Annotated in this window: 17 protein-coding genes and 1 other annotated feature; of the genes, 13 read left to right on the forward strand and 4 right to left on the reverse strand. The window is 43.7% G+C overall.

All coding sequences use genetic code 11. The features are described 5' to 3' along the window. Positions 1 to 81 precede the first annotated feature (81 nt). Positions 82 to 1,530, reverse strand: a complete 1,449-nt coding sequence (locus tag PGZ10_RS12980; protein WP_117824086.1) for a 4Fe-4S dicluster domain-containing protein — start codon at positions 1,528 to 1,530, stop codon at positions 82 to 84. A 217-nt stretch (positions 1,531 to 1,747) separates the two neighbouring features. Here PGZ10_RS12980 and PGZ10_RS12985 point away from each other — a divergent pair, with 217 nt between their 5' ends. The 5 genes from PGZ10_RS12985 (at position 1,748) to PGZ10_RS13005 (ending at position 6,000) form a co-directional block, all read left to right on the forward strand. Further along, positions 1,748 to 2,632: a YitT family protein gene (locus PGZ10_RS12985; RefSeq protein ID WP_117824116.1), complete on the forward strand. Its 885-nt coding sequence runs from the start codon at positions 1,748 to 1,750 to the stop codon at positions 2,630 to 2,632. Between the two features lie 12 nt (positions 2,633 to 2,644). Then, complete coding sequence (locus PGZ10_RS12990) at positions 2,645 to 3,022, forward strand: DUF3783 domain-containing protein (protein WP_270247119.1); 378 nt, start codon at positions 2,645 to 2,647, stop codon at positions 3,020 to 3,022. A 51-nt stretch (positions 3,023 to 3,073) separates the two neighbouring features. Next, positions 3,074 to 3,211 carry a hypothetical protein gene (locus tag PGZ10_RS12995; protein WP_243002807.1) on the forward strand — a complete coding sequence of 46 codons (138 nt, stop codon included), beginning with the start codon at positions 3,074 to 3,076 and terminating at the stop codon, positions 3,209 to 3,211. A 168-nt stretch (positions 3,212 to 3,379) separates the two neighbouring features. Further along, positions 3,380 to 5,170, forward strand: coding sequence for an aminopeptidase P family N-terminal domain-containing protein (locus PGZ10_RS13000; protein WP_173826115.1), 1,791 nt, complete (start codon positions 3,380 to 3,382; stop codon positions 5,168 to 5,170). After that, positions 5,140 to 6,000 (forward strand): deoxyribonuclease IV, encoded by an 861-nt coding sequence (locus tag PGZ10_RS13005; protein ID WP_270541591.1) that lies wholly within the window; start codon positions 5,140 to 5,142, stop codon positions 5,998 to 6,000. Before PGZ10_RS13000 ends, PGZ10_RS13005 begins: the two co-directional genes overlap by 31 nt. A 192-nt stretch (positions 6,001 to 6,192) precedes the next feature. Here PGZ10_RS13005 and PGZ10_RS13010 read toward each other — a convergent pair whose 3' ends face one another. Then, positions 6,193 to 6,753, reverse strand: a complete 561-nt coding sequence (locus PGZ10_RS13010) for a hypothetical protein (RefSeq protein WP_022220216.1) — start codon at positions 6,751 to 6,753, stop codon at positions 6,193 to 6,195. 224 nt (positions 6,754 to 6,977) lie between these two features. Between PGZ10_RS13010 and PGZ10_RS13015 the strand changes: the two genes are divergently transcribed. Further along, positions 6,978 to 7,139 (forward strand): hypothetical protein, encoded by a 162-nt coding sequence (locus tag PGZ10_RS13015; protein WP_008369991.1) that lies wholly within the window; start codon positions 6,978 to 6,980, stop codon positions 7,137 to 7,139. After that, positions 7,139 to 7,810, forward strand: a complete 672-nt coding sequence (locus PGZ10_RS13020; protein WP_270247121.1) for an HAD family hydrolase — start codon at positions 7,139 to 7,141, stop codon at positions 7,808 to 7,810. The genes PGZ10_RS13015 and PGZ10_RS13020 overlap by 1 nt, the downstream gene beginning before the upstream one ends. Here PGZ10_RS13020 and PGZ10_RS13025 read toward each other — a convergent pair. Together PGZ10_RS13025 and PGZ10_RS13030 are read right to left on the reverse strand one after the other, a co-directional pair. Then, positions 7,770 to 8,105, reverse strand: a complete 336-nt coding sequence (locus tag PGZ10_RS13025; protein WP_022220217.1) for a hypothetical protein — start codon at positions 8,103 to 8,105, stop codon at positions 7,770 to 7,772. The two genes, PGZ10_RS13020 and PGZ10_RS13025, sit on opposite strands and share 41 nt — an antisense overlap. A 17-nt stretch (positions 8,106 to 8,122) precedes the next feature. After that, the gene (locus PGZ10_RS13030; RefSeq protein ID WP_207733896.1) at positions 8,123 to 8,815 is read right to left on the reverse strand and encodes an RluA family pseudouridine synthase; all 693 of its coding nucleotides are present in this window, start codon (positions 8,813 to 8,815) and stop codon (positions 8,123 to 8,125) included. Positions 8,816 to 8,933: 118 nt separating this feature from the next. Beyond that, positions 8,934 to 9,135 (forward strand) — a binding site (T-box leader). Between the two features lie 305 nt (positions 9,136 to 9,440). On the opposite strand from PGZ10_RS13030, the gene proS reads away from it, so the two are divergent. The 6 genes from proS to yabP all read left to right on the forward strand — a co-directional run bounded on the left by proS (position 9,441) and on the right by yabP (position 14,478). Continuing rightward, positions 9,441 to 10,886: a proline--tRNA ligase gene (proS, locus tag PGZ10_RS13035; protein WP_008370004.1), complete on the forward strand. Its 1,446-nt coding sequence runs from the start codon at positions 9,441 to 9,443 to the stop codon at positions 10,884 to 10,886. A gap of 12 nt (positions 10,887 to 10,898) precedes the next feature. Then, positions 10,899 to 12,227, forward strand: coding sequence for a CCA tRNA nucleotidyltransferase (locus tag PGZ10_RS13040; protein WP_117557540.1), 1,329 nt, complete (start codon positions 10,899 to 10,901; stop codon positions 12,225 to 12,227). A gap of 77 nt (positions 12,228 to 12,304) precedes the next feature. Beyond that, positions 12,305 to 13,300 carry a CotS family spore coat protein gene (locus PGZ10_RS13045; RefSeq protein ID WP_022220221.1) on the forward strand — a complete coding sequence of 332 codons (996 nt, stop codon included), beginning with the start codon at positions 12,305 to 12,307 and terminating at the stop codon, positions 13,298 to 13,300. Between the two features lie 172 nt (positions 13,301 to 13,472). Then, positions 13,473 to 13,748: an HU family DNA-binding protein gene (locus PGZ10_RS13050; RefSeq protein WP_117557536.1), complete on the forward strand. Its 276-nt coding sequence runs from the start codon at positions 13,473 to 13,475 to the stop codon at positions 13,746 to 13,748. 78 nt (positions 13,749 to 13,826) lie between these two features. After that, positions 13,827 to 14,066 (forward strand): RNA-binding S4 domain-containing protein, encoded by a 240-nt coding sequence (locus PGZ10_RS13055; protein WP_022220222.1) that lies wholly within the window; start codon positions 13,827 to 13,829, stop codon positions 14,064 to 14,066. 121 nt (positions 14,067 to 14,187) lie between these two features. Further along, positions 14,188 to 14,478, forward strand: coding sequence for a sporulation protein YabP (gene yabP / locus PGZ10_RS13060; protein ID WP_117557534.1), 291 nt, complete (start codon positions 14,188 to 14,190; stop codon positions 14,476 to 14,478). The last annotated feature ends 10 nt before the right edge of the window (positions 14,479 to 14,488 follow it).

Genomic DNA, 14,488 nt, shown 5'->3' on the forward strand with positions numbered 1-14,488 from the left:
ATCCATAAATATATTGTAGTAGAATAAGGGAGTTTTACTTTATAACTGATTTCAGTGATAGAGCAAAACTCCCTTATAATTTTAGTCTCTATGCATAGAGAACTTATCCATATCGTAATTCTTTAGATTATCAAGAATTCCACGATCGTCAGCCTGAGAGATCAAGGCATCACGGTTCTTCTTGGAAGCCATCTGGTCATTGAATGAACTTGGACCGCCGACACATCCGCCGTCACATGCCATGCCTTCGATGAAGTCTTCCGGAAGACGTCCAACCTTCATGAGAAGGAGGGCTTTCTTACATTCCTGAGAACCATTTGCACGACAGACTTTCGCATCGATGCAGTTGTCAGATTCTTTCAGACTTTCCAGAACAGCTGCTGTTACACCGCCGGAATTTGCAAAGCGTTTTCCGAAGGTAGAAGCGGTCTGGTTGTCGTTCGGACAGGCCTCGAGTTCAACGTCTTTTGCTTTCATGATCGCACGGATCTCGCTGTATGTAAGAACATAATCTGCATTTCCTTCGATCTGCTGATCGACAACTTCGGATTTCTTAGCAAGGCAAGGTCCGATAAATACAGTGATCGCTTCCGGATCCTGTGCTTTGATCATACGGGAAATTGCACACATCGGAGAAACAGTTGTTGAGATATTGTCAGCAAGCTGTGGGTAATGCAGGCGAACCATATTTACAAATGCAGGGCAGCAGGAAGTTACTTTTTTCTGCCCTTCTTTGTAAGCTTCAGCCCATTCTTCAGCTTCATAAGCAGCAGTCATATCTCCACCAAGTCCTACATCGTAGAAATCTACGAATCCGAGCTCTTTCATTGCTTTGCGCCAGCTTTCCATGGTAATGTCAGCACCAAACTGACCTTCTGTGGCAGGAGCAGCCATTGCGTAGATGTGTTTTCCTTCTCTTAAAGCATTGATTACCGGAACAATAAATGTTTTGGAAGCAATTGCACCGAATGGACAGCTGTGGATACATTTACCGCAGCGGATACATTTGTTTTTGTCGATTATGGAAATGCCATGCTCGTCGTAGGTGATCGCATCGACCGGACAACTGAATTTACACGGACGTTTTAAATGTGCAATGGCATTGTACGGACAGGCTTTGGCACACTGACCACATTCTTTACATTTGGATGCGTCAATGTGGGAACGGTAATGTCCCGGTTCAATTGCCCCAAACTTACAGGCATTGATACATGCCTTTCCAAGACAGTTCTGACAGTTCTCTGTTACTGTGTAGCTGGAGATCGGACAGTCTTCGCAGGCAGAAGAAATAACCTGGATGATATTGCCATCATCTTCCGGTCCCGGAGCTTTGCCTTCTGCGAGGCGGATTCTCTGGCGGATGATCTCACGCTCTTTGTAGATACAGCAGCGGAACTGCGGGGTCGGTCCCGGAATAAGCTTCAGCGGGAGGTGATCACGCTGTTCTTCAAGTTCACCTGCAAAAGCAAGCTTTGCTATTTCGAACAGTACGTCATGTTTGATTTTGATTACGTTTCCATCAGCATTCATAATTAACCCTCTCTTCTCTAATTGTTAAAAAATTCACTCTTCCTTTATTATAATTGAAACTACTATAAATGGAAAGAAGATTTCATGTTTTTAATGAGAAACATAGCGTAGAAGTTTGATGAGAAGTATGTTATGATGAATGTGCTATGTTGGGAAATATAGTGTGCCGCATATTTGGGGAAATAAGAGGCACCGGTATGAAAGAGAGGAAAGAAAATTGAAAGAGAAGAACAAAGCAAAAAACATATTGAAAGAGTATGCAACGATCACGGTAGGAATGTTTATTGTATCGGCAGCAGTGTATTATCTGATGATGCCGAATTCCTTTGTTGTGGGAAGTATTTCGGGACTTGTCATGGTTCTGGCAAATTTTATTCCGCTGAAGGTTTCGACGATGACGATGATTCTAAATGTAGCACTTCTGATCATAGGGATTGTGTTTGTCGGAAAAGAATTCGGAGGTAAGACGGTCATTACATCTTTAATGCTCCCGGTTTATCTGCGTATTTTTGAAACAGTGACACCAGATGTTCCGCCGCTCACGGATGATATGTTTATCAATATGCTGTGCCATATTCTGGTGATCAGCATTGGACAGGCGATTTTGTTTAATGTCAATGCATCTTCTGGTGGGCTTGATGTTGTTGCAAAAGTTTTAAATAAATATTTGCATTTTGAAATTGGAAAGAGTCTTACGATCGCAGGATTTGTGACCGCTGCGACGTCTATCCTTGTCTACGACAGAAAGACACTGGTAGTGAGCCTTCTGGGAACTTATCTTTATGGGATTGTTCTGGATAATTTTATCGATGGTTTCAGTATCCGTAAGAGGGTGTGTATCCTGTCAAAGAAATATCCGGAGATCCAGCAGTTTGTTGTACATGAGCTGCACAGAGGGGCGACTCTTTATCCGGCAGTCGGAGGACTGGGCAATCAGGAACAGACAGAAGTGGTTACAATTCTGGAAAAGAGTGAATATGCAAAGCTTCTTGCATTTATCCATGAGACAGACCAGAGTGCGTTTGTTACGGTATCAACTGTCAGTGAGGTAATCGGAGAGTGGAATAAACATAAAAAGAACCGTTTGAGAAAAGCGGAGTAGTCGAGGAAATTCATGAGAGAAACAGTATTATTATTTAATATAAAAGATAAGAAGCGTGCGCAGGAGCTGCAGATGATCTGTATGTCACTCAGGATCCGGGTGCGGCTGATAAAAAAAGAAGAGTATTTTCAGACGGTTGGTGTACTTGCCGGAATGAAAGAAGCGTCAGAGACAGACAGGATTTATGAGGGTGAAGAGCTGGCAGATGAGATGATGGTATTTGCCGGAGTGACAGGCAGCCATCTGGATCAGATTTTATTTATGATGCGAAAGAAGGGTATGAAACGTATTGATTATAAAGCGGTTCTGACAGACACAAACAGTCAGTGGACTGTGCCGGAACTTTTTAAAGAACTGGAAAAGGAGCATGCGGCGATGCATCAGCTTTAATTTCACAATTCCGGTTATGTAAGCAGTGCACAGGATCTGGATGAAAATTACGTGATCGACAGTGGATTTGCAGGAGTCTTTGCAGAGTATGATGCAGCCCATAACTTGCTGGCATCTTATACGATGGACGTGGAAAAATTTATCTACAGAGTATATAAATATTCTTTTGACGGGTATTATTTTGAGTAGCGAAAGCATTTGAAGAAAGCTGTCTGTGATAGAAAATGCAGGCAGTAAAAAGGAGCTGGAACAGGCATGTTGGTTTTGCCGAAGTCAGCTCCTTTTCTTAGGTTGCTTTTCAAAAGTTTACGGGTTATAATGGTCAGAGAATGGAAAAATTAAAGGAGGTTTTTTAAAATGTCTACAATACCGGAAAGACTTGAAAAATTGCGTGCAAAAATGCAGGAAAAGGGAATAGATATTTATATTATTCCGACTGCAGATTTTCATCAGAGCGAATATGTGGGGGAGCATTTTAAAGCAAGAGAGTATATTACCGGATTTACGGGATCTGCAGGAACAGCAGTGGTTTCAAAGACAGAAGCACGCCTGTGGACAGACGGAAGATACTTTATCCAAGCGGCAAAGCAGCTAGAGGGAACAACAGTAGAACTGATGAAGATGGGACAGCCGGGCGTTCCGAAGATTGGGGAATATTTGGAAACAGCTCTGGCAGAAGGCGAAAATGTAGGATTTGATGGACGTGTTGTTTCTGTAACAGAAGGAGAAGAATACGAGAAGATCGCATCTGAGAAGAACGGAAAGGTCGTATATGCATATGATCTGATCGATGAAGTATGGGAAGACCGTCCGATTCTTTCAGAAGAGCCGGTATTTGAACTGGAACAGAAATACACAGGAGAGACTGTGGAGAGCAAGCTTGCACGTACACGTGCAGCAATGAAAGAAGCAGGTGCGACAGCACACGTTCTTACCACACTGGATGACATCTGCTGGACATTGAACATTCGTGGAAATGACGTAGAATATTTTCCGTTGGTTCTGACCTATGCAGTGATCAGAATGGACAAGGTGGATCTTTTTGTAAATGAGAAAAAATTAAGCGATGAGATCAAAGCACATCTTGCAGCAGACGGGGTTATTCTGCACCCATACAATGATATTTATGAGGACATCAAAAAGGTTGCAGCAGAAGAAGTCCTGATGGTAGATCCGGGAAGACTGAACTTTGCACTTTATAAGAACATTCCGGAGAATGTGAAGAAAGTGGAAGAGAGAAATCCGGCGATCTTATTCAAATGTGTAAAGAATCCGACAGAGGTCGAAAATATCCGTATCGCTGAGATCAAGGATAGCGTGGCTCATGTCAGATTTATGAAATGGCTGAAAGAAAATGTTGGCAAAGAGACGATCACAGAGATGAGCGCTTCTGACAAATTGGATGAGTTCCGTGCTGAGATGGGTGGATTTATCCGTCCAAGCTTCGGACCGATCTCTGCATTCGGGGAGCACAGTGCGATCGTACACTATTCTTCTTCACCGGAGACCGATGTAGAGCTTCATGAGGGAACTTTCCTGATGACGGATACAGGAGCAGGATTCTACGAAGGATCTACTGATATCACCAGAACATATGCTTTTGGAGAAGTTTCACAGATCATGAAAGATCATTTTACACTGGTTGCGATCAGTAACCTGAATCTTGCAAGTCCGATCTTCAAGAAAGGCTGCTGCGGAATGAACTTTGATTATCTGGCAAGAAAGCCGTTTTGGGACAGAGGACTGGACTTTAATCACGGAACAGGACATGGGGTTGGATACCTTCTGAACATCCACGAGGGACCGGCAGGCTTCCGTTATACTTACAGAGCCGGTGAGTCTGATGCATTCCAGCCAGGTATGGTCATTACGGATGAACCGGGAATCTATATCGAAGGATCTCACGGTGTGCGTCTGGAAAATGAATTGCTTGTCTGTGAAGGCGAGAAGAATGAGTATGGAGAATTCCTGTATTTTGAACCGATTACTTATGTGCCATTTGACCTGGATGCGATCAATCCGGATATCATGAATGCAGAAGACAAGGAACGTCTGAATACTTATCATGCAACTGTATATGAGAAGGTGTCTCCTTATCTGAATGATGAAGAGAAAGAATGGCTGAAGAAGTATACGAGAGCGATCTAATAAATATGGTAATAGGAACACATATGTCGATTGCGAAAGGGATTGTGAAGACTGCAGAGAATGTGGTGAAGATGAATGCAGATACGATGCAGATTTTCAGCAGGAATCCGCGGGGATCGAATTATAAGGATCCGACGGTGAAGGAAGCGGAGGAGTTTCAGAGGATCAGGAGAGAGGCCGGTTTTGGAGCGATTCTGGCGCATGCACCTTATACGATGAATCTGGCGAGTGCGAAGCCGGAGGTGTATGAATTCGCCTGCACGGTGATCCGGGAAGATGTGATGCGGATGGACAGACTGGGGATTGAGAATCTGGTGTTTCATCCGGGAAGCCATACCGGAATTGGCGCAGAAGCAGGAATTCAAAATATCATTGCGGGGCTTGACCAGGCGATTACCGGAAAAGAGAATATTACGGTTCTGCTTGAGACAATGAGCGGAAAAGGGACAGAGATTGGCTGGAGATTTGAAGAGCTGAAAGCAATCCGCGACGGGGTATCACATCCGGAGCGGATCGGAATCTGTCTGGATACCTGTCATGTGTTTGCAGCAGGATATGATATTGTAAATAATCTGGACGGGGTGCTGGAAGAGTTTGACAAAGTACTTGGACTTGAGCTTTTGAGAGCGATTCATTTAAATGACAGTATGATGCCATTTGGTTCAAGAAAAGACCGGCATGCGGTGATCGGCGGCGGAGAGATCGGGATAGAGGCGCTTTTAAATGTCATGCGTCACCCGAAATTAAAAGATCTGCCGTTTTATCTGGAAACGCCACTGGATGATGCGGGGCATAAAGAAGAAATTGCAAGGCTTCGGGATCTTGCCTAGGTGGTCAGACAGATGGAAAAGAGTTGTTAAGGCGGTATCTGCAGGCTATAGATTGTACAGAAGATAAGTTTTATCACAGATACAGCGCGAGAAATCAAAACAGGAGGGTATGATTTAATATGAGTCATACCCTCCTGTTTTAAGAACAGCTTTTTTGCTATAATGCATATCGCAAAAGAACGACGTATATACCTATGATTCCAGTGCATCCGGATCAGCAGAAAGATCGGCAGATGCAATCCGGCGAACCGGGTTGGACTTATCAATATCTTCTGCAAATTTCTGCGCTTTTAACAGCATTTCTGATATCTCTTCCTCTTCCTCAGGAACAAAGCATCTTGCACTTTCATCCGGAAACAGATGATTTTTTAATTTGAAAGCCATCAAAAAGGCTTCCAGTTCCTGATTGAGTGCATCTTTGTAAAATTCAAAATAAAAACGAATTTCAGTTTTCTCAAAATCGGTACATATGCATCCGCACTGGGTTCCGCGTGTACGGCTTGTCCGGCGGAAATATTCGGGATCTCCGGTCACCATGTAAAAAATCTGGACCAGAAGATTTTCCTCGATATCTGTCTCATATGTAAACCAGTGCTTGCTGAGCTTGTCTTTTTGTAATGCTTTTTCATCAATATCATACTTCTTCAGAAGCTTATGATACATTTTGATGGCGGCCTCTTTCTCGCCACCTTCTCCCCGTTCGGCAAGCGCTTTAATCTTCAGCAGTTTTGCTTCTAATTTGTTGTCATCCAATTTCTTAATCCCCTTATGATTATAACACTTTTTTACATACTGAATTATTATAGCACATTTGCTATATAATGGAAGTAGAAAAATGGAAGTTAGCTAAGAGTTTTTTATAGCGGTGAATGTTAAGATTTGTTTACATTTTCGGATGAACTGTTGAAATTTGCTGACAATATCGGTAAAATAAATTTATAGAAAAACAGTAATTGATAAGAAAAGGGGGATTTACTATGACAGAAGATTTGATCAAAAAATTAAAAGATGTCAAGCAGGCACTGGTCAGCAAAGATATGACCGGCGAAGAGTGGGAAGAACGTGAAGAAATTCTGGAAAAACTGGAAGACGTAACCACGTATTTAAAAGATGCCCTCGGAAAGGGAATTGAATTCTGATGAAGGTAGAAGCACTGGTATTTGATATGGACGGACTGCTCCTTGATTCGGAACGTGTTGTGCAGAGATCCTGGAATTATGCAGGAGAGAAGCTCGGATACGGACGGATCGGGGAGCATATTTATCATACGCTGGGATTCAACGTAGTCCGCAGAGAAGCATATTTTAAAAGTGTATATGGCGAAGATTTTCCGATGGATAAGTTTAATGAGCTGACACGGGAGAAGTATTACGGCATTTGTGACAAAGAAGGGATCGGCGTAAAAGAGGGAGCAAGGGAACTTCTTATCTATGCGAAGGAACACGGATACAAGGTCGGACTTGCGACGTCCTCCAGAGAGATCCACGCAAAGGCATCTCTTGAGAAAGTCGGTTTGTGGAAATATTTTGATGGCGGGGTTTTTGGCGATTCGGTGAAACATGCAAAGCCGGATCCGGAAATTTACCTCAAAGCGTGCGAGGCGATCGGAGCCGAGCCGGTACATAGTATTGCGCTTGAAGATGCACCGGCAGGAATCCGCTCGGCTTCGGCTGCGGGTATGATCCCGGTGATGATCCCGGATCTTGCACAGCCGGATGAAGAAGTGAGAGGATTATGCCGGTATGTGTATCCTACACTTCTGGATGTGATTAAGATGCTTGATCGTGAAAATGCCGAAGCTGGTCGGTAAGAGACTGGATATCAGCATCGGAAAGTGCTTCGACAAGAGCGGTCTGGTACTGAAGGATCTTTGCCGGATTGTATGGAATGTCCAGGGCAAATTCACTGTAGGCACGCAGCTTCTGAAAATAAAGGGCTGCGTTTGCCTGTTCTTTTGCCTGGATGCACATTTCATACATGGCATGGCAGTCTGTAACGGCTTCGTCTGTGCATGGCTTGCAGATCCATTTTCCTATATAATAGTAATCAGTCCCGATTCGGTAGACGAATCCGGGATTTTTTTTGAATTCTTCTAATAAGTTCATTTTTTGTATTCTCCATTCTAATCTGCTTTTGTTTCCAACTGTTCCCAGTTACATGGGACTTCAAATTCCATACGTTTTCCGGTGGTCGGATGGCAGAAAGAAAGCCGGAAAGCCCGCAGTGCAATCGGGAAATATCCTCTTTTATTTACAAATTCCGGGTTATATTTGTTGTCACCCCAGAGTGGTGCGCCTACACCTGCCATCTGGACACGGATCTGGTGATGGCGTCCGGTTCCGAGATGGATCTGAACAACGGATAAGCCAGTCACTTCGGAAGTTTCCAGTATTTCATACGAAAGGACAGCTTTTTTGGCACCGGGTGTATTTTTACTGCAGATGCGGGAGGTGTTGGTGCGGCCGTCCTTTACCAGATAATCGGTCAGAGTGCCGGAGTCCGGAAGGGCTCCACATACTACAGCCTGGTAGTATTTTTCAAATTGATCGTTCTGTAACTGCTGGTTCAGATTTTTCGCAGCCGCAGGTGTGCGGGCAAAAACCAGGATGCCGGAAACCGGTTGATCCAGTCTGTGGATCACGGCAAGATAAGGTGGCTTATGTCCGGCATGATGTGAAGAATGGATGAACAGATAATTTTTCAGAATGCTCTCCATGTCCTGTGTACCGATCTTTTTTGTCTGCACGGGAACACCGGCAGGTTTGTGGCAGACCAGAATCTGGTCGTCTTCATATAGAATTTCAGGTGTTTGCAAAATAATTCCTCCCCATATGCGAAAATTTTGTTTCTTTGATTAAAACATAACGGAAAGGGCTTGTCAATTGGGTTGACAAATCCGAAAATCTCAATTAAACTCTATAGTAAATCGAAGAGATTTGACGATGAAGAGGACTAGTATATGATGAAAGTGGCACAGAGAGGCTTCTGGCTGGTGGGAGGAAGCTGCATGGAAATTATAGAACCGACCTTGGAGTTCCGCATGAAAAGTGTGGCGTATGCCTGGCGTTAACGGGTAATGAAGTGAATCGTAATACGATTAATTAGGGTGGTACCGCCGAATTTTCGGTCCCTTGTCAGGGGCATGAAGATTTGGTGTTTTTTATTTTACGGGCAAAGCATGTCTGATCTGAATCCCCTGCATCCGGCAGAGGCTGCAGAGAGCAGCATCTTCTGGTTTTATGATAACCTTATTTATAAAATCAAAGTAACTGTTCAGAGCCAACCTCCAAAATGCTACGCATTTCGTCGGTGTGGCGTATCCGCCAAATAAAATTTCAAAAACAGTCTTAAAAATGCAAGCATTTTACACCTGTTTTATGAAATTTTGCTTGGCTCTGAACAGTTACAAATCAAAAATGAAGAGAAGGAGAACTTTATCAATGGCTAAGGAAAAGAAATTTGTACAGGCGATTACCTCTCGTGATGAAGATTTCGCACAGTGGTATACCGACGTTGTAAGAGAAGCAAAGCTTTGTGATTATTCAAGTGTAAAAGGATGTCTTAATTATCTTCCAAATGGATATGCAATCTGGGAGAAGATCCAGGCAGACCTTGACAAGAGATTTAAAGAGACAGGTGTTGAAAACGTATACCTGCCAATGCTGATCCCGGAGAATCTTCTTCAGAAGGAAAGCGATCATATCGAAGGATTTGCACCGGAAGTTGCATGGGTGACAAAAGGTGGTCTTGAGACTCTTCAGGAGCCAATGTGCATCCGTCCGACATCGGAGACTCTGTTCTGCGACCTGTGGGCAAGAACCGTACAGTCTTACCGTGACCTTCCGAAAGTATGGAATCAGTGGTGTTCGGTACTTCGCTGGGAGAAGACAACCAGACCGTTCCTTCGTTCCAGAGAATTCTTATGGCAGGAAGGACACACCATTCATGCAACTTATGAAGAAGCAGAACAGAGAACACTGACCATGCTTCGTGTATATCAGGAACTGATCCGTGATTCCCTTGCAATCCCGTTCGTATCAGGTCCGAAGACAGAGAGCGAGAAGTTCGCAGGTGCACAGGACACTTACACCGTAGAAGCTCTGATGCATGACGGAAAAGCACTTCAGTCTGCAACCAGCCATTTCTTCGGAAATGCGTTCCCGGATGCATTTGACATCAAATATCTGGATAAGAACAATGAACTTCACAGCGTATATGAGACTTCATGGGGACTGTCTACACGTATCATCGGAGCCCTGATCATGGTTCATGGTGATGACAGCGGACTTGTTCTTCCACCGAGAATCGCACCGGTTCAAACAAGAGTCATTCCGATCGCACAGCACAAAGAAGGCGTTCTTGAAAAAGCAAATGAACTGACAGAGAGACTGAAAAAAGCTGGCTACAGCGTGAAGATCGACGATTCTGAGAAGAGCCCTGGATGGAAATTCAGTGAGCAGGAAATGCTTGGTATCCCGACACGTATCGAGATCGGACCAAAGGATATCGAACAGAACCAGGTTGTTGTTGTACGTCGTGATACAAGAGAAAAGATCGTTGTTTCTTTAGATGAGATCGAGACAAAACTTGGCGAGATCCTTGAAACAATCCAGAAGGATATGTATGACCGTGCAAAAGCATTCCTTGACAGCCACATTGATTTTGCTGAAACCATGGATGAAATGAATGAAAAATTCAACACCAAACGTGGATTTATCAAAGCAAAATGGTGTGGAAGCGCAGAATGTGAAGATGAGATCAAGGCAGCAACAGGTGGAGCAACCACCCGCTGTATCTGCAAAGAGGATCAGGTAAAAGACGGAGATACCTGTATTTTCTGTGGCAAACAGGCTAAACATGTTGTTTATTTTGGAAAAGCATACTAGGAGCGAATGTATATGAAAATTCAGTTACCTGAAAAGGTGAATCGAATTATAACTACATTACAAAAACATGGCTTTGAGGCATATGCAGTCGGCGGCTGCGTCCGGGATTCTTTTCTCGGACGTGTGCCGGGTGACTGGGATATCACAACATCGGCAGCGCCGGAAGAGACGAAGTCATTATTTGCCAGAACTTTTGACACCGGAATCGAGCATGGAACGATTACGGTGCTTTTAAATGGAGAAGGATTTGAAGTGACGACATACCGGATTGACGGGAAATACGAAGACAACCGGCATCCGAGTAAAGTGCAGTTTACCAGAAGTCTGTCAGAGGATCTGCTGCGCAGAGATTTTACGATCAATGCGATGGCGTACAATGAACAGGATGGACTGGTGGATCTGTTTCATGGGATGGAGGATCTGAAAAAAGGTGTGATCCGTTGTGTGGGAAATGCTGAGGCACGTTTTTCGGAGGATGCCCTGCGGATTTTGAGGGCGATCCGTTTTTCGGCGCAGCTTGGATTTGAGATTGAGAAAGAGACCAGACAGGCAATCCGAAAACTTGCACCAAATCTTTCCTATATCAGTGCAGAACGTATTCAGACAGAGCTTGTAAAGCTTCTGGTCTCCGATCATCCGGAAAAGATCCTGGATGCATATGAGCTTGGGATCACAAAGGTGATCCTCCCGGAATTCGATGCAATGATGGAAACAACACAGGAAACTTTGCATCACTGTTATAATGTAGGTGAGCATACGATCCATGCGCTGATGAACATTCCGGCAGATAAAGTGCTGCGTCTTACAATGCTGTTTCACGATACGGGGAAACCGGCACGAAAGACGGTCGATCCGGATGGGACGGCACATTTTAAAGGGCATGCATACGTCAGCGAAGAACTCACAAAGTCGATCATGCATCGCTTGAAATTCGATAATGATACACTGCGTAAGGTGTCAAAGCTGGTGCTGTATCATGATGACCGGATGCCTGCAACGATGAAGCATGTACGCCGCGCAATGAACCGGATCAGTGCGGAACTGTTCCCGTATTATATGAAGGTACGGATGGCTGATACGTTGGCACAGAGTGATTATCAGCGTGATAAGAAGCTGGAAAATCTGGCTGGTATCGAGAAGTGCTACCAGGAGATTCTGGAGAAAAAGCAATGTGTTTCTTTAAAAGAACTAAAAGTAAACGGTCAGGATCTGATCGCGGCAGGTATTGAAAAAGGACCGAAAATTGGTCAGACACTCCAGACACTTTTACAGGAAGTGATCGAGGAACCGGAGAAAAATACACGGGAATATTTACTTGCCAGAATAAAAGAATTGGAATAATCAAAAATCATGCATGACTTAAGTCTCCCCCTGCATACATTAGAAAGACCGGTAAAACAAAGCGGCAGGGGGAAGCCATGAAAGATTATGGAATCAGTGTATTGACACAATATCAGATGGAAGTATTCGGCACCCACAAAGTAAGGGGTGCTATTTTATGCGATACAGATAAGGGGCTGCTCCTCTTGAAGGAGACGCGCATGGAGGAGAGCCGGATCTGCGCGCTTGCAAAAATATATGAGCAGTTAAATGCGAATGGATTTGAATGGGTAGATACGCCTCTGCTTAATAAAGAGGATGCTTATGTCAGTAAAGCCGAGGATGGAACAGGCTATATCTTAAAGAAATGGTTTCAGGGACGTGAGTGTGATGTCAGACGTGAAAATGAACTGATCGCCGGTGCGGAAAATCTTGCCCGGATCCATCTATGCATGCGTCTGGCTGGGGAAGAAAACGGATTTGCAGGAAGAGAAGAAAATCCGGTGATCAAGGAGTACGCAAGGCATAACAGAGAACTCAGAAAGGTTCGGGAATTTGTCTGCAGAAGAAGTGTGAAAAGCCCGTTTGAGATCGCATTTTTAAAGGGATATGACCAGATGTATTTTTGGGCAGACAGAGTGCTGAAAATACTGGAAAATATGGATCTGGACAGTGTTTTTAAAGAAGCGGAGGCAGAAAATCATATGGTCCACGGAGACTATAATTATCATAATCTTCTGGTCTGTCAGGAAGGCATGGCGGTGACTGGATTTGAACATGCACACCGGGATGTTCAGATGGAAGATCTGTATTATTTCCTGCGCAAATGTATGGAAAAGCATCATTATGATGAACGGCTTGGATATCGGATGATGAGAGCGTATGATTCGGTGAATAATCTTGGGAAAAAAGAACGGGATTACCTTGCGATCCGTCTTGCTTATCCGGAAAAATTCTGGAAGATCACCAATTCTTATTACCACTCGGGAAAGGCATGGATTCCTGCAAAAAATGTCGAAAAACTTTCACTTTCTGTCGCACAGACAGAAGAAAAAAAGCGGTTTTTGCGGAATCTGTTTGCGTTTCAGATATAGTGTTCAGTTTTCTTAGATTTTAAGGGTTTAGACTTGACAAAGAAGGTAAAAACTTATATAACATATGTAGGGTAAGGGGCGTGTCAGACCGCATGGATACGCAGAATAAACCTAGCAAAAAGACAAAATGCCGGGGTGTTCCGGGAGTATATTTTACAGGAGGACGTAAGTCATGAACAAGACAGAATTAGTAGCTGCAGTTGCAGAACAGGCAGATATTTCAAAGAAAGATGCAGAAAAAGCATTAAAAGCATTTGTTGATGTTGTTACAGAAGAAATGAAAAAAGGTGAAAAAGTTCAGTTAGTAGGATTCGGAACTTTCGAAGTAAGCGAAAGAGCTGCAAGAGAAGGAAGAAATCCACAGACTGGAAAAACTATGAAGATCGAAGCTTGCAAGGCTCCGAAATTCAAAGCAGGAAAAGCTTTAAAAGATGCTGTTAATGCATAATTTGTAAAACATTTTTGAAAAATGGCGCAGTCTGAAAAGGGCTGCGCTTTATTCGTATTACGGGAAGGAAAAATCAAAATGAGACTTGATAAATTTTTAAAGGTGTCCCGCCTGATCAAACGGCGCACCGTTGCAAATGAAGCCTGTGATGCAGGAAGAGTCCTGATCAACGGGGCGGTGGCGAAGGCTTCCACGAAAGTAAAAAAAGGTGATATCATTGAGATCCAGTTTGGGACCAAGACTGTAAAGGCAGAGGTTCTGGATCTGCGAGATACGACTAAAAAAGAAGAGGCGGCAGATTTATTCCGTTATCTTTAAAACTCCGGAACATCAGAAAAGATGTGGTTTGAGATCATTCCGGCAGCGGATCCGAGGCATATTTACCAGATGTTATTCATACAATAACTAGAAAGACAGTATAGGAAAGGTTGGGATTTGTATGGAAGAGAGACAGCTGGTAAAACCTCAGAATCACAGGCTGGTTATCAATAACCGGAAGACAGGTACAGTAACGGGAGTGCTGGACGTTCTTTCTTTTGATTTAAATGAAATCCTGCTTGAGACAGAGCAGGGAATGCTGATGGTAAAAGGTACGGACATGCATGTAAACCGGCTGAATCTTGAAAAAGGGGAGGTCGACCTGGCAGGCAATATTGACAATATTTCTTATTCGGATATCCATTCTGGAGTAAAAGCCGGAGAAAATCTGTTGTCAAAACTGTTTCGGTAGGAGGAGAAAA

It is taken from the genome of Coprococcus sp. AF102-57 (genome assembly GCF_027686195.1).
In the GTDB taxonomy this organism is placed as follows: Bacteria; Bacillota; Clostridia; order Lachnospirales; family Lachnospiraceae; genus Allocoprococcus; species Allocoprococcus comes.